This window comes from Pseudomonas sp. GL-RE-29 (genome assembly GCF_019947275.1).
GTDB lineage: Bacteria > Pseudomonadota > Gammaproteobacteria > Pseudomonadales > Pseudomonadaceae > Aquipseudomonas > Aquipseudomonas fluorescens_A.
In genome coordinates this window covers 102,628-127,899 of sequence record NZ_JAGYGD010000002.1, presented here as the reverse complement: position 1 = coordinate 127,899, position 25,272 = coordinate 102,628, and the positions used below count along the sequence as shown (strand labels likewise).

Sequence of the window (25,272 nt, the reverse complement as noted above, 5' to 3'; positions counted from 1 at the left end):
GGAGTGCTGCGCACTCCAGCGGGAGCAAGCTCCCTCGCCACAAGGCGGTCAGCGGCTTTGGCGTTGTTGTAACAACAGGTTGCTGAATCCGGCGCCAGCCAGTTGTTTCTGCGCGGTGGTCAGTTGTTCGCGGTTGCTGAACGGTCCGACGAGAACGCGATACCAGGTTTCGTCCTTCACCGTGCCGGATTCAACCGCCACGGCCTGGCCCAGCAGGATGATCTGCGCCCGCACCTTGTCCGCATCAGCCTCCTTGCGGAACGAACCGGCCTGCAGGAAGAACTTGGTCACCGGCGCGGCCTTGGTCACGGGCGGCGCTGGCGGCGGCGTAATTCCGGCCAGAGCTGCCTGAGCGCGAGCGGTGTCGATCTTCGCCGCTTCGGCCGGGGTCACCGGCGTGGTCGGAATGGCCGGCACTTGCGGCGTCGGCAGGGTTTTTTCCGGCACGGCATCCGGCGGCACGATGACTTCCGATTCCGGCAGCAACGTGTAGAAGTCGTACTTCGGCTTCACCGGTTGAGTCGGGCTCGGCGGGGTTTTGTTGGCCTCGGCGATCTTGGTAGCTTTCTGCTGTTGCTCGATCTTCTCGCGCTTGACCGTGTCGCTGCCCTTGCCCGGTTCCAGTTTCATCAGGAACACGATGAACGCGCCGACCGTCAGGCCGATGGCCATCCACAGCCAACCCGGGATCGGCTGCTTCGCTGGAGCTTGGTAACGGCTGGCGCCACGCTTGGGTGCAGGTTTTTTCTTGGCAGCCAACTTACATGCGCTCCAGTGTTTCCAGGCCCAAGAGTTCCAGGCCTTGCTTGAGAGTACGTCCGGTCAGCGCGGCGAGGCGCAGGCGGCTCTGCATTTGTGCCGGGGTCTCGGCGGCGAGGATCGGGCAGTTCTCGTAGAAGCTGGAGAACAGGCCGGCGACGTCGTACAGGTAGGTGCAGAGAATGTGCGGCGTGCCTTTCTCGGACACGTTGTTCAGGATCTCGCCGAACTGTGCGAGTTTCGCCGCCAGCTCGTGTTCATGCGCGGCTTCCAACACGATCTGGCCTTCGACTTCGCTGAAGTCCTTGCCGAGTTTGCGGAACACACCGGCCACACGGGTGTAGGCGTACAGCAGGTACGGCGCGGTGTTGCCTTCGAAGTTCAGCATCAGGTCGAAGTTGAAGCTGTAGTCGCTGGTGCGGTGTTTGGACAGGTCGGCGTATTTTACTGCGCCGATGCCAACGACCTTGGCGATGTTGCGCAACTCGTCCTCGGCCAGCTCCGGGTTTTTCTCTTTGACCAGGTTATAGGCACGTTCCTGGGCTTCGGTCAGCAGGTCGATCAGCTTCACGGTGCCGCCATCACGAGTCTTGAACGGACGGCCGTCAGCGCCGTTCATGGTGCCGAAGCCCATGTGTTCCATTTCCATCGGATGGGTCACGAAACCGGCCTTGCGCGCCACGGCGAACACTTGCTGGAAGTGCAGGGCCTGACGCTGGTCGACGAAGTACAGCGCGCGGTCAGCCTTGAGCTTGCCGCTGCGGTAACGCACGGCCGCCAGGTCGGTGGTGGCGTAGAGGTAGCCACCGTCAGCCTTGACGATGATCACTGGCAGCGGGTCGCCATCGGCATTCTTGAATTCGTCGAGGAACACGCACTGGGCGCCGTTGCTCTCGACCAGCATGCCTGCCGCTTTCAGATCGTTGACCACGTTGATCAAGTCGTCGTTGTAAGCGCTTTCACCCATCACGTCGGCCATGGTCAGTTTGACGTTGAGCAGTTCGTAGATTTTCTGGCAGTGCGACAGCGAGATGTCCTTGAACTTGGTCCACAGCGCCAGGCAGTCCGGGTCGCCGGCTTGCAGCTTGACCACCAGCCCGCGAGCGCGGTCGGCGAACTCTTCGGATTCGTCGAAGCGCCCTTTGGCGGCACGGTAGAAGTTTTCCAGGTCCGACAGCTCGTCGCTGGTGATCGGGTTTTCCTGCAAGTAGGCCATCAGCATGCCGAACTGGGTACCCCAGTCGCCGACATGGTTCTGACGGATCACTTCGTCGCCGAGGAACTCCAGCACGCGGGCCACGCCGTCGCCGATGATGGTCGAGCGCAAGTGGCCGACGTGCATCTCTTTGGCCAGGTTCGGGGCCGAGAGGTCGACCACGGTGCGCTGCGCCGGACCGGCCTTGCGTACGCCGATATGCTCGTCAGCCAACGCAGCGTCCAGGCGCGTAGCCAGGGCTTGGGTGTTCTGGAAGAAGTTGAGGAAGCCAGGGCCGGCGATTTCGGCCTTGCTGACATTTTCGTCAGCCGGCAGCGCGGCGATGATTTTTTCCGCTAGATCGCGCGGCTTCATGCCCGCAGGCTTGGCCAGCATCATGGCAATGTTGCTGGCGAAGTCGCCGTTCTTCTTGTCGCGGGAGTTTTCCACCTGGATCGCCGGCGACAGGCCTTCAGGCAACACACCTTCGTTGACGAGTTGGGTGATGGCTTGTTGGATCAGCTGGCGAATGGTGTCTTTCATGGTCTTCTCTTTCGACCGCAGGCGCGGCGGCGCATCATGCGCTGGTGGAAAAACTGGGCATTATCCGTTCCCAGAGCGGGCTTGCCAACCTTAGCAGGCAGGTTGTGGATGTGTGGTGACAAATCAACCGCTATCGCGGGCAAGCCCGCTCCCACAGGGATCCTGGGTGTTCACAATTATGTGCCCTTCAAAAAACCCTGTGGGAGCTGGCTTGCCAGCGATGGCGGCCCCACTATCAATACAAATCGACCGGGTCCACATCCAAAGACCATCGCACCGCCCGCCCGCTCGGCATCTGCTCCAGCACCAGCAACCAGCTGGCAAGCAACCGATGCAGCGGCGCCCGGGCGGTCGCCTGCAATAACAACTGCGCCCGATAACGTCCGGCCCTGCGCTCCATCGGCGCTGGCACCGGACCCAGCAGTTCAATGCCGGTCAGATTTTGTTCAATCAGCAAACGCTCAGCCTCGCTGCACGCTTCATCAAGAAATCCTTCTGCCTGCCCCGGTTTGTGCGCTTCGGCCCGCAGCAACGCCAGATGCGCGAACGGCGGCAGGCCCGCTGCGCGACGCTCACTCAAGGCCTGTTCGGCAAACGCGAAGTAGCCCTGTTCGGTCAATTGCACCAGCAGCGGATGGTCGGCCAGGTGCGTCTGGATGATCACTTTGCCCGGTTCTTCCGCACGCCCCGCGCGCCCGGCGACCTGGACAATCAACTGCGCCATGCGCTCGCTGGCGCGGAAGTCGCCGGAGAACAGCCCGCCGTCGGCATCGAGAATCGATACCAGTGTCACCCGTGGAAAGTGATGTCCTTTGGCAAGCATTTGCGTGCCGATCAGGATGCACGGCTGACCCTTTTGAATGGTCGCGAATAATTGATTCATCGCGTCTTTGCGTGACGTGCTGTCGCGGTCGACCCGCAACACCGGGAAATCCGGGAACAGAATCTGCAGGCGCTCTTCGGCCCGTTCAGTGCCGGCCCCCACCGGGCGCAGATCGACCTTGTTGCACTTCGGGCACTGGCGCGGCACGCGTTCAACATAGCCGCAGTGGTGGCAACGCAGTTCGCCATAGCGCTGGTGCACGGTCATCCGAGCATCGCAGCGCTGGCATTCGGACATCCAGCCGCAGTCGTGACAAAGCAGCGTCGGCGCGAAACCACGGCGATTGAGAAATACCAACACTTGTTGCCCGGCCGCGAGCGTCTGCCCGATGGCTTGCTGCATCGGCCCGGAAATACCGCTGTCCAGCGGACGACTTTTTACATCCAGGCGCAGGAAGCGGGGTTGCTTGGCGCCACCGGCACGCTCGTTCAAGCGTAGGAGGCCATAACGTCCGGTGTAGGCGTTGTGCAGGCTTTCCAGTGAAGGCGTGGCGGAGCCGAGCACAATCGGAATGTTTTCCTGCCGGGCGCGCACCAGGGCCAGGTCGCGGGCGTGATAGCGCAGGCCTTCCTGCTGTTTATAGGAGCCGTCGTGCTCTTCGTCGATGATGATCAGGCCAGGGTTCTTCATCGGAGTGAACAGCGCCGAGCGGGTGCCGATAATAATGTCGGCCTCGCCATCGCGGGCGGCGAGCCAGGCTTCGAGGCGTTCGCGATCATTGACCGCGGAGTGGATCAGCGCGATGCGCGCATTGAAACGCTGCTCGAAGCGCGCCAGGGTCTGCGGACCGAGGTTGATTTCCGGGATCAGCACCAGGGCTTGTTTGCCGGCCTCAAGGGTTTCGCGGATCAGTTGCAAATAGACTTCGGTCTTGCCGCTGCCGGTGACGCCGGCCAGCAGGAATGCGTGATAGCTATCGAACCCGGCGCGAATTGCTTCGTAAGCCGCCCGCTGCTCCGGGTTGAGTGGCAGCTCCGGTTGCGCCAGCCAGTGTTCGTGGCGCGCGCCGGGGGCGTGCTTGCGGATCTCGACCTGCACCAGATCCTTGGCCAGCAACAGATCGAGGCTGTCCTTGCTCAGCATCAATTTACTCAGCAACTGATGGGCGACACCATGGGGATGCTGGGCCAATGTCGCCAACGCTTCACGCTGACGCGGTGCGCGGGCGATGCGCGGGTCATCGAGGCTGGCGCCGGGGGCGGCGGACCAGAAGCGTTCCTGGCGCGCTTCCGCCAGTTCGCCTTGGCGCAGCAGTACCGGCAACGCCCAGCTCAAGGTGTCGCCGAGGCTGTGCTGGTAATACTGGGAAGTCCACAGGCACAGCTTGAACAGTGCGGGTGGCAATGGCGGCGTGGCATCGAGCAGGGCCAGGGCGGGTTTGAGTTTTTCCGCCGGGACTTCGCTGGTGTCGGCGATTTCCACCAGAATCCCGATCATCTCGCGTCGGCCGAACGGTACCCGCAGGCGCATGCCGGGGTGCAACTGGGCGCGCAATACACCGGCCGGCGCGCGATAGTCGAACAGGCGGCGCAGCGGTGAAGGCAAGGCGAGGCGCAGAATGGCGTCGGGCACGCGGGGGGATCTCTTTAAGCGGGCAGAAAGAAAGGCTGAGCGCGACCCCTGTGGGAGCGGGCTTGCCCGCGAAGAGGCCTTTTCAGGCGGCATCTTCATCGGCTGACAGGACGCTTTCGCGGGCAAGCCCGCTCCCACAGGTTTGTTTGCAGATGATCAGCGTTTGGGTCGGGAGCCTAGCAGACGACCGGTTTGAGCGACAGCTTGCGTGATTGGCATTGTCTGGTAGAATCCGCGGCCTAATTACGTGCGGTATTCAACAATAGTGTTGGGTGGCGGCACGCTAGCCTGAGGAAGACACCATGAAAGCTGATATCCATCCAGAATACCCAGCAGTTGCTGTTACCTGCAGCTGCGGCAACAAGTTCGAAACCCGTTCGACCTTCGGCAAAGCCTTGGCGATCGACGTTTGCAACGAATGCCACCCGTTCTACACCGGTAAGCAAAAGACTCTGGACACTGGCGGCCGCGTTCAGCGCTTCGCAGACCGTTTCGGTGCTTTCGGCGCGAAAAAGGCCTAAGGCCACTCAACTTGGGAAGCCGTTCCGGTTTTTCCATGCTGATGAAAAAGGCGTCCCTTGCGGGCGCCTTTTTTGTGTCCGCGATTTGGCTCTCCGGCGCCCAGGCCTTCTGCCCGACGCCTGCCGGGCTGACTTCCGTCGCGGTGCAGCGGGTGGTGGATGGCGACACACTGCGCCTGAGTGATGGCCGCAGTGTGCGCATGATCGGCCTGAATACGCCGGAGCTGGGCAAGAAAGGTCGCTCCGACGAGCCTTTCGCCGTGGCGGCGCATAAGCACCTCGAAGCCCTGGTTGCCGCGAGTGATGGGCGTGTCGGTTTGCTGCCCGGCAAAGAAAGCAAAGATCACTATGGCCGTACCCTGGCTCATGTCTACGGTGCCGATGGCGCCAACCTCGAAGCGCAAATGCTCGCAGAAGGCCTTGGTTTTCAGGTGGCGGTCGCACCCAATGTCGATCTGGTCGCGTGTCAGCAGGCTGCCGAACAGAGTGCGCGCCAAGCCGGGCTCGGCGTATGGCGCCAGTCACCTGTACTGAAAGCGGAGCAGATCAGTGCGTCTGGTTTTGCTGTGCTCAGCGGTCGTGTGATCAAGGTTCAACGCAATCGGGGCGGGGTTTGGATTGAATTGCAGGATTCAGTTGTATTGCGCGTTGCGCCCAATTTATTGGGCCACTTTGACGTCGGTTCCCTTGAAAGCCTCAAAGGCAGAGAAGTAGAGGCTCGCGGTTGGGTGCTGGATCGATCGCGCCGTGGCGGACTCAAGGAAGGGCAACCGCGCTGGATGTTGCCATTGACGGACCCGGCCATGGTTCAGGTGGCTAAGTAAGAAAAAATTGTAGACATTTTTTCTGTCGATTGTGAACAGTCTATCCCTTATGTTCCGCGACTCTTGGGCCAAAGTCGTAGGGCAGGGCGCTTGACAGGGGTGACCGGTCAGTCTTGTGGGGATTTTGTGAGGCGCGTATCCTCGCTGACCAGTCTGTCCAACAGTAAAAGCGGAATGCCCCCATGTCTGATTTGAAAACTGCCGCTCTCGAATATCACGCCCATCCTCGTCCAGGTAAGCTGAGTGTCGAGCTCACCAAGGCCACCGCTACCGCCCGCGACCTGTCGCTGGCCTACAGCCCCGGCGTAGCCGAACCAGTACGCGAAATCGCCCGCGATCCTGAGCTGGCGTACAAATACACCGGCAAAGGCAACCTGGTTGCAGTCATTTCTGATGGCACCGCGATTCTCGGCCTGGGTAACCTCGGCCCATTGGCTTCCAAGCCAGTGATGGAAGGTAAAGGCGTGCTGTTCAAGCGCTTCGCCGGCATCGACGTTTTCGACATCGAAGTCGATTCCGAAAGCCCGCAAGCCTTCATCGACACCGTCAAGCGCATCTCCATCACCTTCGGTGGCATCAACCTGGAAGACATCAAGGCACCTGAGTGCTTTGAGATCGAGCGCGCTCTGATCGAGCAGTGCGACATCCCGGTATTCCACGATGACCAGCACGGCACCGCCATCGTTACCGCCGCCGGCATGATCAACGCCCTGGAAATCGCTGGCAAAACCCTGCCAGAAGCCAAGATCGTCTGCCTGGGTGCCGGTGCTGCCGCCATCTCCTGCATGAAATTGCTGGTGAGCATGGGCGCCAACATCGAAAACATCTACATGATCGACCGTACCGGCGTGATCCACTCCGGCCGTGACGACCTGAACCAGTACAAGGCTGTTTTCGCTCACGCGACCGAAAAACGTACCCTGGCAGACGCTCTGCAAGGTGCTGACGTGTTCGTCGGCCTGTCCGGTCCGAACCTGCTGAGCGCTGAAGGCCTGCTGTCCATGGCGCCTAACCCGATCGTGTTCGCGTGCTCGAACCCTGATCCGGAAATCTCCCCGGAGCTGGCGCACGCCACCCGTAACGACGTGATCATGGCCACCGGCCGTTCGGACTACCCGAACCAGGTCAACAACGTACTGGGTTTCCCGTTCATCTTCCGTGGCGCCCTGGACGTTCGCGCCAAGCGCATCAACGAGGAAATGAAAGTGGCCGCAGCCAACGCCCTGCGCGAACTGGCCAAACTGCCAGTGCCTCAGGAAGTGTGCGACGCCTACGGCGGCATCAAGCTGGAATTTGGTCGTGAGTACATCATTCCGAAGCCAATGGACGCCCGCCTGATCACCCTGATCTCCGATGCCGTGGCTAAAGCCGCCATCGAGACCGGTGTTGCGACCCTGCCGTATCCGAAGAACTACCCGCTGAAAAGCGTGGATGACGTGTTCAACGGCTAAGTAGCTACGTTATAAAAAACCCGGCCATTGGCCGGGTTTTTTTATGGGCGGACGATCAAGAGATCGCAACCTTCGGCAGCTCCTAGAGGGGGAACGCATTCTCCCTGTAGGAGCTGCCGAAGGCTGCGATCTCTTGATCTTGCCTTGCAATAAAAAGCCCCGCTCTTCTCTCGAAGGCGGGGCTTTTGGGTTGCGTTTCACAATCAGAACAAATCGATCGGCGCCGCTTCATCCGCCGGCAACGGGCTGCCCGGCGCATTGCCGTTGCCCAGTTCATTCACCGATGGCGGCGTGTCTTCGGCCTTGAACAGCTCGAAGTAGGCCCCAGGCGTGCCCGGCGTGGCCGCACGGCCGCTGATCGGGTCCACGCGAAGGCTAAGAATGCCTTCCGGCTCAGGCTGCGTATGAGGTGGCAGGCCTTTGAGCGCGGCGCCCATGTAGTTCATCCATATCGGCAGCGCGACGGTGCCGCCGAACTCCTTGCGACCCAGGCTTTCAGGCTGGTCGAAGCCGGTCCAGACGGTGGTGACATAATCGGCGTTGTAGCCGGAGAACCAGGCGTCCTTGGACTCGTTGGTAGTACCGGTTTTGCCGGCGATGTCGCTGCGGCCCAAGGCCAGTGCGCGACGGCCGGTGCCAAGCTTGATCACGTCCTGGAGCATGCTGTTGAGGATGTAAGTGGTACGGCCATCGACGATGCGCTCCGCCACGGCCGGCGCTTGTGTCGCCGGTTGGGCACTCAGTGCTGCTTCTGGCGAAGCGTTGACTGTGAAGGTCTCGGCGGCGGGCGCGGCGATGCCGTCGGTAGCAGCGCCACCCTTCGGAACGCTCGGCGGGTTGGCGACGAATAGCGTATCGCCATTGCGACTTTCGATCTTGTCGATGATGTAAGGGGTGATCTTGTAGCCGCCGTTGGCGAAGGTGCTCCAGCCGGTGGCGATTTCCATCGGCGTCAGGGTCGCGGTGCCCAGCGCCAGGGACAGGTTCGGCGGCAGATCCTGCTTGTTGAAGCCAAAGCGGGTGATGTAGTCGATGGTTTTGCCAACGCCCATCGCTTGCAGCAGGCGGATCGACACCAGGTTGCGCGACTTGTAGAGCGCCTCACGCAGGCGGATCGGGCCGAGGAAGGTGTTGGTATCGTTTTTCGGGCGCCAGACCTTGTCCAGGTACTCGTCGACGAACACGATCGGCGCATCGTTCACCAGGCTGGAGGCGGTGTAGCCGCTATCCAGCGCGGCGCTGTAGACGAACGGCTTGAAGCTCGAACCCGGCTGGCGCTTGGCCTGAAGGGCGCGGTTGTAATTGCTCTGCTCAAAGGCGAAACCGCCGACCAGCGAACGAATGGCGCCATTCTGCGGATCAAGGGAAACCAGCGCGCCCTGAGCCTGCGGGATCTGGCTGAATTTCAGCGAGTTGTCCGGCTGACGCTGCACGCGAATCAGGTCACCGACCTGAGCCACGTCCGACGGCTGCTTGGGGTTGGCGCCCATGCTGTTGGTGTTCAGGAACGGGCGAGCCCATTTCATGCTGTCCCAGCTCACTTGCTCGCTACCGGTGCGCGTCAGCACTTGCAACCCGCCCTTGTCGACCTGGGTGACGATGGCTGGTTCAAGGCTGCTGATGGTGCGTTGCTTGGTCAGTTCAGTCGCCCAGGCTTCGCGCGTCTTGCCTGGCAGGCGCGACTCGGGGCCACGATAGCCGTGACGCTGGTCGTAGGTCATCAAGCCTTCGTGGAGGGCCGTGTTGGCCATTTCCTGGAGATTGCTCGGTACTGTGGTGGTGACGCGAAAACCTTCGGTGTACGCGTCGCTGCCATAACGGCCGACCATTTCCGCGCGGGCCATCTCGGCGATGTACGGCGCGTTCACTTCCGGTGTCGGTACGTGATAGCTGGCGTTCAGCGGTTCGTTGATGGCGGCGGTGTAGTCGGCTTCGGTAATTTTGCCCAGCTTGTACATGCGCCCCAGGATCCAGTCGCGACGCTCCTTGCTGCGGGCCGGGTTGGCCAGCGGGTTGAAGCGCGACGGAGCTTTCGGCAGGCCGGCAATCATCGCCATCTGCGCCAGGCTGACGTCACGAATCGATTTGCCGTAATAAACCTGCGCCGCCGCCTCGATGCCGTAGGCGCGGTTACCCAGATAGATCTTGTTGACGTACAGCTCAAGGATCTCGTCCTTGGTCAGTTGCCGTTCGATTTGCAGGGCCAGCAGGATTTCCGTGGTTTTGCGCGAGAAGCTGCGTTCGCTGGTCAGGAAGAAGTTCTTCGCCACCTGCATGGTGATGGTGCTGCCGCCGGACTGGATGTGTCCGCTTTTTACCAATTGGGTGGCGGCACGCATCAGGCTGCTAGGGTCGACGCCGTAGTGATTGGCGAAGTTGTCGTCTTCAGCACTTAGTAACGCATTAATGAAATTGGGGGGAATGTCGGCGAAACGGATCGGGGTACGGCGCATTTCGCCAAATTCTGCGATCAACTTGTTGTCGCTGCTGTAGACCCGCAAAGGAATCTGCAACTGGATGCTTCGTAGCGCCTCCACGGACGGCAATCCGGGACTAAGGTAAAGAAACGCCCCGCTCAGACCCAAAAGCAGTCCGCAGAAAATCGCGACGATGGACCAACCGAAAAACTTCAGCAGACGAATCAAGGCTTTTGGATATCCAGGGCAAAAAATGAATTAGGCATCAGGGTTCAGGCTAAAGGAGAACGACCCGCGCTTGCGAAAAAGCGGAAAAAAACGAGGGGCATTATAAGCATTTTTCCGTCGAGGGCGTCATTTGCGCTGCTGTCAAGACGGGTGGATTGAACGCAATGGACATTGCAGAGTCCGTAACTCACGGATAGTCATAGGGAATTGGTAGTGCTAGGACTCTTCAACAAAAAGGCCAATACGCTTTTAGGCATCGACATCAGCTCCACGTCGGTGAAGCTTCTGGAACTCAGCCGCCAGGGCAACGGTTATCGGGTCGAGGCCTACGCAGTTGAACCGCTGCCCGCCAACGCTGTAATCGAAAAGAATATCGCCGAGCCCGAAGGTGTGGGCCAGGCTCTTTCGCGTGTGCTGATCAAAGCCAGGACCAGTCTGAAAAACGCGGCCGTTGCGGTGGCCGGTTCAGCGGTCATCACCAAGACCATCGAAATGGATGCCGGTCTTTCCGACGACGAGATGGAAAACCAGCTGAAGATCGAGGCTGATCAGTACATCCCCTATCCATTGGACGAAGTCGCGATCGACTTTGAAGTCCAGGGCGCTTCCACGCGCAACCCTGAGCGAGTCAACGTGCTGCTCGCGGCGTGTCGCAAGGAAAACGTCGAAGTTCGCGAAGCCGCGCTGACTCTGGCGGGCCTCACCGCCCGCGTGGTCGATGTCGAGGCCTACGCGCTGGAGCGATCCTTTGGTTTGCTGGCCAATCAGTTGGCGACCTCCAGGGAGCATCTGGTCGCCGTGGTTGATATCGGCGCAACCATGACCACCCTGAGCGTGCTGCACAACGGGCGGATCATCTACACCCGCGAACAATTGTTCGGCGGACGTCAGCTGACGGAAGAAATCCAGCGTCGATACGGCCTGACAATCGAGCAGGCAGGCTTGGCGAAAAAGCAGGGCGGTTTGCCGGACGATTACGTCAGTGAAGTGTTGCAGCCGTTTCGCGAGGCACTGGTGCAGCAGGTGTCGCGTTCGTTGCAGTTTTTCTTTGCCTCGGGCCAGTACCACTCGGTCGATCACATTTTGCTGGCTGGCGGGACTGCGTCGATCTCCGGGCTGGATCGATTGATTGAACTGAAGCTCGGCACTCCGACCCAGGTGGCCAACCCGTTTGCCGACATGACCCTCAGTAGCAAGGTCAACGCCGCCGTGCTGGCCAGCGATGCGCCGGCGATGATGATCGCTTGCGGGCTGGCCCTCAGGAGTTTCGACTGATGGCGCGGATCAATCTTTTACCCTGGCGCGAAGAACGGCGCGAAGAGCGTCGCAAGCGTTTCTTGTTGATTCTGGTCGGCGTGCTGGTGGGTTCGACTGGCGCGGTGCTGATCGCGAATCAGGTCATTAACGCTGCTATCGAGCGACAGGTCGCGCGCAACGATTACATCGGCAAACAGATCGTGGTCGTCGACGAGCGGATCAAACAGATCAGCGATCTCAAGGCCCGGCGCCAGCAACTGGTGGAGCGCATGCGCATCATCCAGGACCTGCAAGGCAACCGGCCGATCAGCGGGCGAATTTTCGATCAGCTGGCGCGGACGCTGCCTGACGGGGTGTATTTCACCGAGGTCAAAATGGACGGCAAGACCTTGTCCATTTCCGGTGCAGCAGAATCCAACAATCGCGTTTCCGACCTGATGCGCAATCTTGATGCATCAGACTGGTTCGATGCGCCGAGCCTGACAGAAGTCAAAGCCACCACCGCCGGCCAGGTGGACCAGGCGAATGTCTTTCAGTTGACCGTTCGTCAGACCCAGCCTGTTGCCGTGGAGGACGGGAAATGACTCCGTCCGAATGGTTTGAAAACCTGCGCAAGATCGACATCAACGATCTGGATACCAACAACATTGGTTCCTGGCCGCCCGCTATCAAGGTTTTGGTGGGTGTGCTGGTCATGATCCTGGTTCTTTCGCTGGGCTACAGCTTTTCCACAAGCGAGCTTGAAAGCCAGCTCGAACTCAAGCGAGAGGAAGAGTCGACCCTCAAGGAGCAATTCGCGACCAAGTCCCACATGGCGGCGAATCTGGAGCTCTACACCCAGCAAATGAAGGAAATGGAGAACTCCTTTGGCGTGCTGTTGCGGCAACTGCCGAGTGATACCGAGGTGCCGGGCCTGCTCGAAGACATTACCCGCACAGGATTGGGCAGCGGCCTGGAGTTTGAAGAGATCAAGCTGCTACCCGAAGTCACCCAACCGTTCTACATCGAACTGCCGATCCAGATCACCGTAACCGGTGCTTATCACGACCTCGCCACCTTCGTCAGTGGTGTGGCAGGCCTGCCGCGCATCGTCACCCTGCATGATTTCGACCTGGCACCCGCCGACCCCGAAGGTGGCGCGAAGCTGCGCATGAGCATCCTCGCCAAGACTTATCGCTACAACGACAAGGGGCTGCATCAATGAGCCCGCTACGTTGTTTTTCGATGGTTGTGATAGTGACCGCGCTGTCCGGCTGTGGCGGCGATGACTTCAGTGACCTGGACGCTTACATGAACGAAATGCGCCTGCGGGCACCGGGCAAAATTGAACCAACGCCGACATTCCGGTCTTACCCGACATTCACCTACAACGCCGCCAACCTTCGAAGCCCGTTTTCCCCGCAGGTCAGGATCGACCTGACGGGGCAGAAACACGGCTCACGCAACGTCAAGCCCGACCCCAATCGGGTCAAGCAATACCTCGAGGGTTTCAATATCGAGCAGTTTGAAATGGTTGGCACGATCTCCAATGCAGCGGGCTCCTTTGCGCTGTTGCGGGGAGCTGGCGGGGTGCATCGGCTGAAGGTCGGTGATTACCTGGGGCGTAACGACGGGCGAATCGTCGCCATCAGCGGCTCGCAAGTCGATGTGGTCGAAATCGTCCCCGATGGTCAGGGCGCCTGGCTGGAACGGCCAAGGACCATTCCTTTGAAAGAGCACTCATAGTGGAACTCGAAAAATGAACAGGATTTTCTCCACCCTCGGAGTGTCGCTATGGATAGCGCTGCTGTCGCCGATGGTACAAGCGGCCAACCTCAAGGCGCTGGATGTCGCAGCGTTGCCGGGAGATCGCGTCGAGTTGAAGTTGGCGTTCGATGAACCACCGCCGTCGCCCAACGGTTACACCACGGAATCGCCTGCACGTATCGCGCTGGATTTGCCCGGCGTGGTCAGTCAACTGGCGAGCAAGAGTCGCGATCTCGGGAGCGGTAACGCCCGCAGTGCCACGGTGGTTGAGGCCAAGGACCGTACGCGGCTGATCATCAATCTGACCCAGTTGAGTCCCTATGACACGCGGGTCGAAGGCAACAACCTGTTTGTTGTGGTCGGGCAGGCAGCCGAAAGCCCGGCATCCAGCCCGGCCGCTGTCGCAAAACCAGCCCCGGCGCGTGCGCGTGCAGCGTCGATCAAGGCCATTCGCGGCGTGGATTTCCAGCGTGGTACCCAGGGCGAAGGCAATGTGGTGATCGATCTGTCGGATCCGTCCATTGCGCCGGACATTCAGGAGCGCGACGGCAAGATCATTGTCGCTTTTGCCAGGACCCAATTGCCGGAACCGTTGCGCGTACGCCTGGACGTCAAGGATTTCGCCACGCCAGTGCAGTTCGTCAATGCCAGCGCCACCGGTGATCGGGCTACGATCAGCATCGAGCCTAGCGGCACTTTCGATTATTCGACCTACCAGACCGACAACAAGCTGACCGTCAGCGTGCGCCCGATGACCGTCGACGACTTGCAGAAACGCAATGCGGATCGGTACGCCTACAGCGGTGAAAAGCTTTCGCTGAACTTCCAGGACATCGATGTGCGCTCGGTACTGCAATTGATCGCCGATTTCACCAATCTCAACCTGGTGGCCAGCGACACGGTGCAGGGCGGCATCACCCTGCGCTTGCAGAATGTTCCGTGGGATCAGGCGTTGGACTTGGTGTTGAAAACCAAAGGGCTGGACAAGCGCAAGATCGGTAACGTCCTGCTGGTGGCGCCGGCCGATGAAATTGCCGCCCGAGAGCGTCAGGAGCTGGAATCGCAGAAGCAGATCGCCGATCTGGCGCCGCTGCGGCGGGAGCTGTTGCAGGTCAACTACGCCAAAGCTGCTGACATCGCCAAGCTGTTCCAGTCGGTAACCAGTGCCGAGACGAAAGTCGACGAACGGGGCTCGATCACCGTCGATGAGCGCACCAACAACATCATTGCCTACCAGACTCAGGATCGACTCGACGAGTTGCGGCGAATCGTGGCGCAGCTGGATATACCGGTGCGGCAGGTGATGATCGAGGCACGAATCGTCGAAGCCAATGTGGATTATGACAAGAGTCTCGGGGTGCGCTGGGGCGGCTCGATCCAGAACAAGGGCAACTGGAATACTTCCGGGGTCAGCAATGGCGCCAATGCGTCATCGACCATCGGCACGCCGGGAAGCACCAGTACCAACGCGCCGTTCGTCGACTTAGGGGCTGTCAACAACACCTCCGGAATCGGCATCGCGTTCATCACCGATAACGTTTTGCTCGATCTGGAATTGACTGCCATGGAGAAGACCGGCAACGGCGAAATCGTCTCTCAGCCCAAGGTCGTTACGTCCGACAAAGAGACCGCAAAAATCCTCAAGGGCACCGAGATTCCGTATCAGGAAGCCAGCTCCAGCGGCGCTACATCGGTGTCTTTCAAGGAGGCCTCGCTTTCGCTGGAAGTGACACCGCAGATCACCCCGGACAACCGGATCATCATGGAGGTGAAGGTCACCAAGGACGAACCGGACTACCTGAACAAGGTCCAGGACGTGCCGCCCATCAAGAAAAACGAGGTCAATGCCAAGGTCCTGGTCAACGATGGCGAGACCATCGTCATTGGCGGTGTTTTCTCAAATACTCAAAGCAAGGTTGTAGATAAGGTGCCATTTCTTGGCGATGTGCCGTATCTTGGCCGCCTTTTCCGGCGTGACGTGGTTTCGGAGAAAAAATCCGAGCTGTTGGTGTTTCTCACTCCGCGTATCATGAATAACCAGGCGATTGCTGTGAGTCGTTGATTCTGTGCGAAATTTGATTCTTGTAGGACCGATGGGGGCTGGAAAAAGCACCATCGGCCGGTTGCTGGCCAAAGAGCTGCGCTTGCCATTCAAAGATTCCGATAAGGAAATTGAATTACGCACGGGCGCCAATATCCCATGGATCTTCGATAAAGAAGGCGAACCAGGCTTTCGTGATCGCGAGCAAGCAATGATTGCCGAGCTGTGCGATTACGACGGCGTGGTGCTGGCGACCGGTGGCGGCGCGGTCATGCGCGAAGCCAACCGTCGGGCATTGCATGCCGGCGGGCGCGTGGTTTATCTGCATGCTTCCGTCGAGCAGCAGGTCGGCCGTACGTCCCGCGACCGCAATCGTCCCTTGTTGCGTACCGCCGATCCGGCCAAGACCCTTCGGGATCTGCTGACGATTCGCGATCCGCTTTATCGGGAAATCGCCGATCTGGTGGTCGAAACCGATGAGCGGCCGCCGCGAATGGTTGTGCTCGATATTCTCGAACGCTTGCAGCAACTGCCTCCCCGTTAATGCGCAGCGCGAAATGCGCTATCCTCGGCGTCCTGCCACGACCGCCCAAGGTTGTGGCGAGCGGCTACCGAACGGCGTCACACCAGCAAACGCCGTGGACATTCGTTAACTCAAGGCAGGACGCCTGATTCCATCTTCACTGTGGGGACACATGCAGACACTCAAGGTCGATCTAGGCGAGCGCAGCTACCCGATTCATATTGGCGAAGGTTTGTTGGATCAGCCTGAGCTGCTGGCCCCGCATATTCGCGGACGGCAAGTGGCGATTATCTCCAACGAGACCGTTGCGCCGCTCTATCTCGAACGTCTGACCCGCAGCCTCGAGCAGTTCTCGGTGATTTCCGTGGTGCTGCCTGACGGCGAAGCCTTCAAGACCTGGGAAACCTTGCAACTGATTTTCGACGGTCTGCTGACTGCGCGGCACGACCGCCGCACGACCGTAATCGCTCTCGGCGGCGGTGTGATTGGTGACATGGCCGGTTTTGCTGCCGCCTGCTACCAGCGCGGCGTGGATTTCATCCAGGTGCCGACCACGCTGCTGTCGCAAGTCGACTCGTCTGTGGGCGGCAAGACCGGGATCAATCACCCGCTGGGCAAGAATATGGTCGGCGCCTTCTATCAGCCGAACGTCGTGCTGATCGACACTGCCTCCCTCAATACCCTGCCGGCCCGCGAGTTGTCCGCCGGACTGGCTGAAGTCATCAAGTACGGGTTGATCTGCGACGAGCCGTTCCTGACCTGGCTCGAAGACAACGTTGATCGCCTGCGTAATCTGGATCAGCAAGCGCTGACCTACGCCATCGAACGCTCCTGCGCGGCCAAGGCTGCGGTGGTCGGTGCCGACGAAAAAGAGACCGGTGTGCGTGCCACGCTCAACCTGGGGCATACCTTCGGTCACGCCATCGAAACCCACATGGGGTATGGTGTCTGGCTACATGGCGAGGCGGTCGCTGCCGGCACCGTAATGGCTCTGGAAATGTCCGCGCGCCTGGGCTGGATCAGCGAACAGGAACGTGATCGCGGCATTCGTCTGTTCCAGCGCGCTGGCCTGCCGGTTATCCCTCCTGAAGAGATGACCGAAGCCGATTTCCTTGAACACATGGCAATAGATAAAAAAGTGATCGACGGTCGTTTGCGCCTGGTGCTGCTGCGCCACATGGGCGAAGCAGTGGTGACCGACGATTATCCGAAAGAGGTTTTACAGGCCACGCTGGGAGCGGATTACCGCGCTCTGGCTCAGCTTAAAGGTTAATAAGATCGCGATGACTAGTTTGCATGCCGACGAGGCTTTCCTCGGCCATTACCAGTTGAGTCATGACCCTTTTGCTCCACGGGTACCTGGCTTCAAGTTTTTCCCGGCCCAGCGCAAACCCGTGCTGGGGCAGCTGCATCACCTGGCGCGCTATAGCCAATTGCTGTTGGTGGTCACAGGCCCCCATGGCAGTGGCAAGACTCTGTTGCGTCAGGCACTTGTGGCCAGCACCAACAAGCAGTCGGTGCAGAGCGTGGTGGTTTCCGCCCGTGGCGCCGGCGATTCGGCTGGCATCTTGCGTCAAGTCGCTCAGGCGCTGGACGTTGCTCAGGCCGAGATCGGTGCAATTCTGGCTCAGGTTGTGCAACTGGCGCTCACCGGGCAGGAAGTCTATTTGCTGGTGGATGACGCCGAGCAACTCGACGAGTCCGCGCTTGAAGCCTTGATGGGGCTGGCAGCCGGTGCACCGGAAGGTCGCCCGCATGTATTCCTGTTCGGCGAGTCGTCGCTGATTGCTCAGCTTGAGGCTTTGCACCTCGAGGAAGAGCGCTTCCACGTCATCGAATTGCAGCCTTACACCGAAGAGGAAACCCGCGAATATCTCGAACAGCGCCTCGAAGGGGCCGGCCGGGGTATCGAACTTTTCACCGCGGATCAGATCTCTGATATTCACGAAAGCTCCGACGGCTGGCCTGGCACCATCAACCAGGTCGCCCGCGATGCAATGATCGAAGCCATGATTGCCAGCCGCTCAGCGGTCAAGCGTCCAAGTATGGGGTTCAATATGCCGAAGAAACACGTATTGGCGATTTCCGCCGTCGTTGTGGTCGCGGTAGCCGCCGCCTGGTTGATGCCGGGTCGCAGCAAAGCACCGACTACAGGTGCACCGGCCAACGAGCAGGCGCAACTTCCGCTCGGTCAGGGACAGCCACAATCTGGCGGGGCTCCGTCCGTCGAATTCGCTGGCAATACGCAGCCGATGCCGTTGCCGTTGGTCGGTAATTCTCAGCCGGTCATGCGTGGCCCGCTGGCCGAAGCCGCCGGTGGCATCACCGAGGGCGACGATGGCGTGCCAGTCGAAGGTTCCAGCGCTACGCCACCGACCGTGACCACGATCGCACCACCTACGGGCGTTGAAGCCGGTCCGGCGCCGACTACGGCGGCCAAACCAACTCCAGCGCCAACTCAAGTTGCTACCGCCAAGCCAGCCCCTGCTCCGGCCGCCAAACCGGCGCCAGCACCTGCTTCGGTGGCTAAAGCAGCCCCAGCAGCCAAGCCGGCCGAGAAGCCAGCTACCGTGGCCAAGGCTGCTGGCGGCACCTGGTACGCCGGTCAGGCACCGGGTAACTACGTGGTGCAAATTCTCGGCACCAGCTCCGAAGCGACCGCCCAGAACTTCGTCAAGGAGCAGGGTGGCGAATACCGTTATTTCAAGAAAGTACTGAACGGCAAGCCGCTTTACGTCATCACCTACGGCAGTTTCAGCAACCGCGATGCAGCCGTTTCCGCCATCAAGGCCTTGCCAGCGAAGGTTCAGGCTGGTAAACCTTGGCCACGCTCTGTCGCCAGCGTCCAACAGGAACTGGCAACAGCTCGCTGAAGATTCGGCGGCCTTACCCAGGCCGCCTCTCCAAGCACCTCAAAATTTCTGCAAGTGCGCGCCGTCTCTACAGACCGCGTGCCTTGTGGTGTCTGCGTCACAGTAGTCTTTGAGTCGTTGCGGTCAGAATTAAAAAAGTTTTGACTAGCACAGCATATCGCTTTAAACCTTTCACAAATGCGACATAGATTTGCGACATCTCGTCGTCAAATTTGTGAGCCTCTGTGTCGGTGTGTACAATGACCTCCCTTTTGCCCCCGCAAAGCTGGCGTACGTTCGGCGCGGTTGGTAAGTGGTTGAATTGAAAAGAAATTTGCCTCGACAAGAGGCAGCCTGGTGAGAAAGTGTCTATGAAAGCAGGTCTGTACCAACCAGATGAATTCAAGGATAACTGCGGTTTCGGCCTGATAGCCCATATGCAGGGCGAGCCCAGTCATACCCTTTTGCAAACGGCCATCGAGGCCCTGACCTGCATGACCCACCGCGGTGGGATTAATGCCGACGGCAAGACCGGTGACGGTTGCGGTCTGCTGATTCAAAAGCCGGACGTGTTCCTGCGAGCCATCGCCCAGGAAACGTTCGGCGTCGAACTGTCCAAGCAATATGCCGTGGGCATGGTCTTCTTCAACCAGGACCCGGTCAAAGCCGAAGCCGCTCGCGAGAACATGAACCGCGAGATCATGGCCGCCGGCCTGCAACTGGTCGGCTGGCGCAAAGTGCCGATCGATACCAGCGTCCTCGGCCGTCTGGCCCTTGAGCGTCTGCCGCAGATCGAGCAAGTGTTCATCGGCGGTGAAGGCCTGAGCGATCAGGACATGGCCGTCAAGCTGTTCACCTCCCGTCGTCGCTCGTCCGTGGCCAACGCCGCCGACACCGACCACTACGTCTGCAGCTTTTCGCACAAAACCATCATTTATAAAGGCCTGATGATGCCGGCGGATTTGACCGCCTTCTATCCAGACCTGAGCGATGAGCGCCTGCAAACCTCGATTTGCGTGTTCCACCAGCGCTTCTCCACCAACACCCTGCCGAAATGGCCGCTGGCTCAACCGTTCCGCTTCCTGGCGCACAACGGCGAGATCAACACCATAACCGGCAACCGCAACTGGGCTGTGGCCCGTCGCACCAAGTTCACCAACGATCTGATGGACCTGGAGGAGCTCGGCCCGCTGGTCAACCGCGTGGGTTCCGACTCCTCAAGCATGGACAACATGCTGGAGCTGATGGTCACCGGTGGCATCGACCTGTTCCGTGGCGTGCGGATGATCATTCCGCCTGCGTGGCAGAACGTCGAAACCATGGACCCGGACCTGCGTGCGTTCTACGAATACAATTCGATGCACATGGAACCGTGGGACGGCCCGGCCGGCGTGGTTATGACCGACGGTCGCTACGCGGTGTGCCTGCTCGACCGTAACGGTCTGCGTCCGGCGCGTTGGGTCACCACCAAGAACGGCTTCATCACCCTGGCGTCCGAAATCGGTGTCTGGAACTACCAGCCTGAAGACGTGCTCGCCAAGGGTCGCGTTGGCCCGGGCCAGATTTTTGCCGTGGACACCGAAACCGGTCAGATCCTCGACACCGACGCCATCGACAACCGTCTGAAGTCCCGTCATCCGTACAAGCAATGGCTGCGCAAGAATGCCCTGCGCATCCAGGCGACCATGGAAGATAACGACCATGGCTCGGCGTTCTACGACGTCGATCAACTCAAGCAATACATGAAGATGTACCAGGTCACGTTCGAAGAGCGCGACCAGGTGCTGCGTCCGCTCGGCGAACAGGGCTACGAAGCCGTGGGCTCGATGGGCGACGATACGCCGATGGCCGTGCTGTCCCAGCGTGTGCGCACGCCGTACGACTATTTCCGCCAGCAGTTCGCGCAGGTCACCAACCCGCCGATCGACCCGCTGCGTGAAGCCATCGTCATGTCGCTGGAGATCTGCCTCGGTGCCGAGCGCAACATCTTCCAGGAATCGCCGGAACACGCCTCGCGCGTGATCCTCAGCTCGCCGGTCATTTCCCCGGCCAAGTGGCGTTCGCTGATGAACCTCGATCGTCCGGGCTTCGAGCGCGCGATCATCGACCTCAACTACGACGAAAGCGTCGGCCTCGAAGCGGCGATCCGCAACGTCGCTGATCAGGCTGAAGAAGCCGTGCGCGCCGGTCGTACCCAGGTCGTGCTGAGTGACCGTCATATCGCTCCGGGCAAGCTGCCGATCCACGCTTCCCTGGCTACCGGCGCGGTGCATCACCGCCTGACCGAAAAAGGCCTGCGTTGCGACTCCAACATCCTGGTGGAAACCGCGACCGCTCGCGATCCGCACCACTTCGCCGTGTTGATCGGTTTCGGCGCCTCTGCCGTTTATCCGTTCCTGGCTTACGAAGTGCTGGGCGACCTGATCCGTACCGGTGAAGTGCTGGGCGACCTCTATGAGGTGTTCAAGAACTACCGTAAAGGCATCACCAAAGGCCTGCTCAAGATCCTGTCGAAGATGGGTATCTCGACCATTACTTCGTACCGTGGTGCGCAGTTGTTCGAAGCCATCGGCCTGTCCGAGGAAGTCTGCAACCTGAGCTTCCGTGGCGTTCCAAGCCGTATCAAAGGTGCGCGTTTCGTCGACATCGAAGCCGAACAGAAAGCACTCGCTACCGAAGCCTGGAGCCCGCGCAAGCCGATCCAGCAAGGCGGCCTGTTGAAGTTTGTCCACGGTGGCGAATATCACGCGTACAACCCGGACGTGGTCAACACCCTGCAAGCCGCCGTGCAGCAGGGCGACTACAGCAAGTTCAAGGAATACACGTCGCTGGTGGACAACCGCCCGGTGTCGATGATCCGCGACCTGCTGAAAGTCAAAACCCTCGACACGCCGCTGGACATCAGCGAGATCGAACCACTGGAATCGGTGCTCAAGCGCTTCGACTCCGCCGGCATCTCCCTGGGCGCCTTGTCGCCGGAAGCTCACGAAGCCCTGGCCGAAGCCATGAACCGCCTCGGTGCGCGTTCCAACTCCGGTGAAGGCGGCGAAGACCCGGCACGTTACGGCACGATCAAGAGCTCGAAAATCAAGCAAGTGGCGACTGGCCGTTTCGGTGTTACTCCGGAATACCTGGTCAACGCTGAAGTGCTGCAGATCAAGGTTGCCCAAGGCGCCAAGCCGGGCGAGGGTGGTCAGCTGCCAGGGGGCAAGGTCAACGGTCTGATCGCCAAGCTGCGTTACGCGGTGCCGGGTGTGACCCTGATTTCGCCACCGCCGCACCACGACATCTACTCGATCGAAGACTTGTCGCAGCTGATTTTCGACCTGAAACAAGTCAACCCGAAAGCGCTGGTCTCGGTGAAGCTGGTAGCAGAAGCAGGCGTCGGCACCATCGCCGCCGGTGTGGCCAAGGCCTATGCGGACTTGATCACCATCTCCGGCTACGACGGCGGTACCGGCGCATCGCCGCTGACCTCGATCAAATACGCGGGCGCTCCGTGGGAACTCGGCCTGGCCGAAACCCACCAGACCCTGCGCGGCAACGACCTGCGCGGCAAAGTCCGGGTACAGACCGACGGCGGTCTGAAAACCGGCCTCGACGTGATCAAGGCGGCCATCCTCGGCGCTGAAAGCTTCGGCTTCGGCACCGCGCCAATGATCGCCCTGGGTTGCAAATACCTGCGTATCTGCCACCTGAACAACTGCGCCACCGGCGTGGCGACTCAGAACGAGAAGCTGCGCAAGGATCACTACATCGGTACCGTCGACATGGTGGTGAATTTCTTCACCTACGTCGCCGAAGAAACCCGTGAGTGGCTGGCCAAGCTGGGCGTACGCTCCCTCGAAGAGCTGATCGGCCGTACCGATCTGCTGGAAGTTCTCGAAGGCCAGACCGCTAAGCAGCATCACCTGGACCTGACCCCGCTGCTGGGCAGCGACCACGTGCCGGCGGACAAGCCACAGTTCTGCGGTGTGGAACGCAACCCGCCGTTCGACAAAGGCCTGCTGGCCGAGAAAATGGTCGACATGGCCGCCTCGGCGATCAACGACAAGAGCGGGGCCGATTTCGCCCTGGATATCTGCAACTGCGACCGTTCGATCGGCGCGCGGATCTCCGGTGAAATCGCCCGTAAGCATGGCAACCAGGGCATGGCCAACGCGCCAATCACCTTCCGCTTCAAGGGCACGGCTGGTCAGAGCTTCGGCGTGTGGAACGCCGGCGGCCTGAACATGTACCTGGAAGGCGACGCCAACGACTACGTCGGCAAAGGCATGACTGGCGGCAAACTGGTCATCGTTCCGCCGAAGGGCAGCGTCTACAAGACTCAGGACAGTGCCATCATCGGCAACACCTGCCTGTACGGCGCCACTGGCGGCAAGTTGTTCGCCGCCGGCACTGCAGGCGAGCGTTTCGCCGTGCGTAACTCCGGTGCCCACACCGTCGTGGAAGGCACTGGCGATCACTGCTGCGAGTACATGACCGGTGGTTTCGTCTGCGTACTGGGCAAGACCGGTTACAACTTCGGCTCTGGCATGACCGGCGGTTTCGCCTACGTGCTCGACCAGGACAACACCTTCGTTGACCGGGTCAATCACGAACTGGTGGAAATCCAGCGGATCAGCGGCGAGGCGATGGAAGCCTACCGTAGCCATTTGCAACGCGTGCTGAATGAGTACGTCGAGGAAACCGACAGCGAGTGGGGTCGTGAACTCGCCGAAAACCTCGATGATTACGTGCGTCGTTTCTGGCTGGTCAAGCCCAAGGCTGCCAACCTGAAGTCGTTGCTTTCCAGCACCCGTGCCAACCCGCAGTGATATGCGCCTGAAGAGTTTGATGAGGTTTTAACAATGGCTGAACGTCTGAATAATGACTTCCAGTTCATCGAGGTCGGGCGCAAGGATCCGAAGAAGAAACTGTTGCGTCAACGCAAGAAAGAGTTCGTGGAAATCTACGAACCGTTCAAACCCCAGCAGTCGGCCGACCAGGCCCACCGCTGCCTGGGTTGCGGTAACCCGTATTGCGAATGGAAGTGCCCGGTGCACAACTTCATTCCAAACTGGCTGAAGCTGGTGGCGGAGGGCAACATCCTCCAGGCCGCCGAGCTGTCGCACCAGACCAACACCCTGCCGGAAGTCTGCGGCCGGGTGTGCCCGCAGGATCGTCTGTGCGAGGGTGCCTGCACCCTCAACGACGGCTTCGGCGCGGTGACCATCGGTTCGGTGGAGAAGTACATCACCGACACCGCGTTCGCCATGGGGTGGCGCCCGGACATGTCCAAGGTCAAGCCGACCGGCAAGCGTGTCGCGATCATCGGCGCGGGCCCGGCGGGCCTGGGCTGTGCCGACGTGCTGGTGCGCGGTGGCGTGACCCCGGTGGTGTTCGACAAGAACCCGGAAATCGGCGGTCTGCTGACCTTCGGTATCCCTGAGTTCAAGCTGGAAAAGACCGTGCTGAGCAATCGCCGCGAAGTCTTCAGCGGCATGGGCATCCAGTTCCGCCTCAACACCGAGGTGGGCAAGGACGTGACCATGGAGCAACTGCTCGAAGAATACGATGCAGTATTCATGGGCATGGGCACCTACACCTACATGAAGGGCGGCTTTGCCGGTGAGGACCTGCCAGGCGTGTATGACGCGCTGGACTTCCTGATTGCCAACGTCAACCGCAACCTGGGCTTTGAAAAGTCGCCGGAAGATTTCGTCGACATGAAAGGCAAGAAGGTCGTGGTGCTCGGTGGTGGTGACACGGCGATGGACTGCAACCGTACGTCGATCCGCCAGGGTGCCAAGTCGGTGACCTGTGCTTATCGTCGTGACGAAGCGAACATGCCGGGCTCGCGCAAAGAGGTGAAGAACGCCAAGGAAGAAGGCGTGAAATTCCTCTACAACCGCCAGCCGATTGCCATTGTCGGTGAAGACAAGGTCGAAGGCGTGAAAGTGGTCGAGACCCGTCTCGGCGAGCCGGACGCCCGTGGCCGTCGCAGCCCCGAGCCGATTCCGGGCTCCGAAGAGATCATCCCGGCCGACGCCGTGGTCATCGCCTTCGGTTTCCGCCCAAGCCCGGCGCCGTGGTTCGAACAGTTCGAGATCCAGACCGACAGCCAGGGCCGCGTCGTTGCGCCTGAGCAAGGTCAGTACAAGCACCAGACCAGCAATCCGAAAATCTTTGCCGGTGGCGACATGGTGCGCGGTTCCGACCTGGTGGTGACGGCGATCTTCGAAGGCCGCAATGCGGCTGAAGGGATTCTGGATTACCTGGGCGTCTGATCACTTTTCAACAGATTGAAATGCAATACCTGTGGGAGCTGGCTTGCCAGCGATAGCAATCACCTCGGTCTATCTGACGAACCGAGGTGCCTGCATCGCTGGCAAGCCAGCTCCCACAGTGTTTTGTGGTGTTAGCAAACCTGTATTCATTGCGACAAATTGACCCGATAGACAAAAGGTGCGGCGCTTGC

The 25,272-nt window shown here is 60.1% G+C and carries 17 protein-coding genes; 13 read left to right on the top strand and 4 right to left on the bottom strand.

What is annotated here, in order from left to right; translation table 11 throughout:
• Nucleotides 1–48: 48 nt before the first annotated feature.
• From KGB21_RS02330 to KGB21_RS02320, 3 genes are all read right to left on the bottom strand, one after another.
• A complete protein-coding gene (locus KGB21_RS02330) occupies nt 49–759 on the bottom strand; it encodes an SPOR domain-containing protein (RefSeq protein WP_034148605.1) in 711 nt (236 codons plus the stop codon).
• Between the two features lies 1 nt (nt 760).
• The gene (gene argS / locus KGB21_RS02325; protein WP_034148606.1) at nt 761–2,497 is read right to left on the bottom strand and encodes an arginine--tRNA ligase; all 1,737 of its coding nucleotides are present in this window, start codon (nt 2,495–2,497) and stop codon (nt 761–763) included.
• 235 nt (nt 2,498–2,732) lie between these two features.
• Complete coding sequence (locus KGB21_RS02320) at nt 2,733–4,952, bottom strand: primosomal protein N' (RefSeq protein ID WP_223503391.1); 2,220 nt, start codon at nt 4,950–4,952, stop codon at nt 2,733–2,735.
• 302 nt (nt 4,953–5,254) lie between these two features.
• Here KGB21_RS02320 and rpmE point away from each other — a divergent pair, with 302 nt between their 5' ends.
• From rpmE to KGB21_RS02305, 3 genes are all read left to right on the top strand, one after another.
• On the top strand, nt 5,255–5,473 hold the full coding sequence (rpmE, locus tag KGB21_RS02315; RefSeq protein WP_008047849.1) for a 50S ribosomal protein L31: 219 nt from the start codon (nt 5,255–5,257) through the stop codon (nt 5,471–5,473).
• A 35-nt stretch (nt 5,474–5,508) separates the two neighbouring features.
• Nucleotides 5,509–6,297, top strand: a complete 789-nt coding sequence (locus tag KGB21_RS02310) for a thermonuclease family protein (RefSeq protein ID WP_223503389.1) — start codon at nt 5,509–5,511, stop codon at nt 6,295–6,297.
• 182 nt (nt 6,298–6,479) lie between these two features.
• Nucleotides 6,480–7,748 carry a malic enzyme-like NAD(P)-binding protein gene (locus KGB21_RS02305; protein WP_034148609.1) on the top strand — a complete coding sequence of 423 codons (1,269 nt, stop codon included), beginning with the start codon at nt 6,480–6,482 and terminating at the stop codon, nt 7,746–7,748.
• 203 nt (nt 7,749–7,951) lie between these two features.
• On the opposite strand, the gene KGB21_RS02300 is transcribed toward KGB21_RS02305, so the two are convergent.
• Nucleotides 7,952–10,390 carry a penicillin-binding protein 1A gene (locus KGB21_RS02300; protein ID WP_411741309.1) on the bottom strand — a complete coding sequence of 813 codons (2,439 nt, stop codon included), beginning with the start codon at nt 10,388–10,390 and terminating at the stop codon, nt 7,952–7,954.
• A gap of 216 nt (nt 10,391–10,606) precedes the next feature.
• On the opposite strand from KGB21_RS02300, the gene KGB21_RS02295 reads away from it, so the two are divergent.
• The 10 genes from KGB21_RS02295 to KGB21_RS02250 all read left to right on the top strand — a co-directional run bounded on the left by KGB21_RS02295 (nt 10,607) and on the right by KGB21_RS02250 (nt 25,081).
• A complete protein-coding gene (locus KGB21_RS02295) occupies nt 10,607–11,668 on the top strand; it encodes a pilus assembly protein PilM (protein WP_223503385.1) in 1,062 nt (353 codons plus the stop codon).
• Nucleotides 11,668–12,234, top strand: a complete 567-nt coding sequence (locus tag KGB21_RS02290; RefSeq protein ID WP_223503383.1) for a PilN domain-containing protein — start codon at nt 11,668–11,670, stop codon at nt 12,232–12,234. The genes KGB21_RS02295 and KGB21_RS02290 overlap by 1 nt, the downstream gene beginning before the upstream one ends.
• Nucleotides 12,231–12,854 carry a type 4a pilus biogenesis protein PilO gene (pilO, locus tag KGB21_RS02285; RefSeq protein ID WP_034148613.1) on the top strand — a complete coding sequence of 208 codons (624 nt, stop codon included), beginning with the start codon at nt 12,231–12,233 and terminating at the stop codon, nt 12,852–12,854. Before KGB21_RS02290 ends, pilO begins: the two co-directional genes overlap by 4 nt.
• Entirely contained in the window at nt 12,851–13,375 is a 525-nt protein-coding gene (locus KGB21_RS02280; protein WP_223503381.1) for a pilus assembly protein PilP, read from the top strand. Before pilO ends, KGB21_RS02280 begins: the two co-directional genes overlap by 4 nt.
• A 13-nt stretch (nt 13,376–13,388) precedes the next feature.
• The gene (gene pilQ / locus KGB21_RS02275) at nt 13,389–15,458 is read left to right on the top strand and encodes a type IV pilus secretin PilQ (RefSeq protein WP_223503379.1); all 2,070 of its coding nucleotides are present in this window, start codon (nt 13,389–13,391) and stop codon (nt 15,456–15,458) included.
• 4 nt (nt 15,459–15,462) lie between these two features.
• A complete protein-coding gene (gene aroK, locus KGB21_RS02270; protein ID WP_223503377.1) occupies nt 15,463–15,981 on the top strand; it encodes a shikimate kinase AroK in 519 nt (172 codons plus the stop codon).
• 151 nt (nt 15,982–16,132) lie between these two features.
• A complete protein-coding gene (gene aroB / locus KGB21_RS02265) occupies nt 16,133–17,233 on the top strand; it encodes a 3-dehydroquinate synthase (RefSeq protein WP_223503375.1) in 1,101 nt (366 codons plus the stop codon).
• A gap of 10 nt (nt 17,234–17,243) precedes the next feature.
• On the top strand, nt 17,244–18,833 hold the full coding sequence (locus tag KGB21_RS02260) for an AAA family ATPase (RefSeq protein WP_034148618.1): 1,590 nt from the start codon (nt 17,244–17,246) through the stop codon (nt 18,831–18,833).
• 350 nt (nt 18,834–19,183) lie between these two features.
• A complete protein-coding gene (gene gltB, locus KGB21_RS02255) occupies nt 19,184–23,629 on the top strand; it encodes a glutamate synthase large subunit (protein WP_223503373.1) in 4,446 nt (1,481 codons plus the stop codon).
• Between the two features lie 33 nt (nt 23,630–23,662).
• Complete coding sequence (locus KGB21_RS02250; protein WP_034148620.1) at nt 23,663–25,081, top strand: FAD-dependent oxidoreductase; 1,419 nt, start codon at nt 23,663–23,665, stop codon at nt 25,079–25,081.
• Nucleotides 25,082–25,272 lie beyond the last annotated feature (191 nt).

Excerpts from the sequence above, each read along its gene's own strand:
- argS (WP_034148606.1), bottom strand. The coding sequence starts at position 2,497 with ATGAAAGACACCATTCGCCAGCTGATCCAACAAGCCATCACCCAACTC.
- rpmE (WP_008047849.1), top strand. The coding sequence starts at position 5,255 with ATGAAAGCTGATATCCATCCAGAATACCCAGCAGTTGCTGTTACCTGC.
- KGB21_RS02310 (WP_223503389.1), top strand. The coding sequence starts at position 5,509 with ATGCTGATGAAAAAGGCGTCCCTTGCGGGCGCCTTTTTTGTGTCCGCG.
- KGB21_RS02305 (WP_034148609.1), top strand. The coding sequence starts at position 6,480 with ATGTCTGATTTGAAAACTGCCGCTCTCGAATATCACGCCCATCCTCGT.
- KGB21_RS02290 (WP_223503383.1), top strand. The coding sequence starts at position 11,668 with ATGGCGCGGATCAATCTTTTACCCTGGCGCGAAGAACGGCGCGAAGAG.
- pilO (WP_034148613.1), top strand. The coding sequence starts at position 12,231 with ATGACTCCGTCCGAATGGTTTGAAAACCTGCGCAAGATCGACATCAAC.
- KGB21_RS02280 (WP_223503381.1), top strand. The coding sequence starts at position 12,851 with ATGAGCCCGCTACGTTGTTTTTCGATGGTTGTGATAGTGACCGCGCTG.
- pilQ (WP_223503379.1), top strand. The coding sequence starts at position 13,389 with ATGAACAGGATTTTCTCCACCCTCGGAGTGTCGCTATGGATAGCGCTG.
- aroB (WP_223503375.1), top strand. The coding sequence starts at position 16,133 with ATGCAGACACTCAAGGTCGATCTAGGCGAGCGCAGCTACCCGATTCAT.
- KGB21_RS02260 (WP_034148618.1), top strand. The coding sequence starts at position 17,244 with ATGACTAGTTTGCATGCCGACGAGGCTTTCCTCGGCCATTACCAGTTG.
- gltB (WP_223503373.1), top strand. The coding sequence starts at position 19,184 with ATGAAAGCAGGTCTGTACCAACCAGATGAATTCAAGGATAACTGCGGT.
- KGB21_RS02250 (WP_034148620.1), top strand. The coding sequence starts at position 23,663 with ATGGCTGAACGTCTGAATAATGACTTCCAGTTCATCGAGGTCGGGCGC.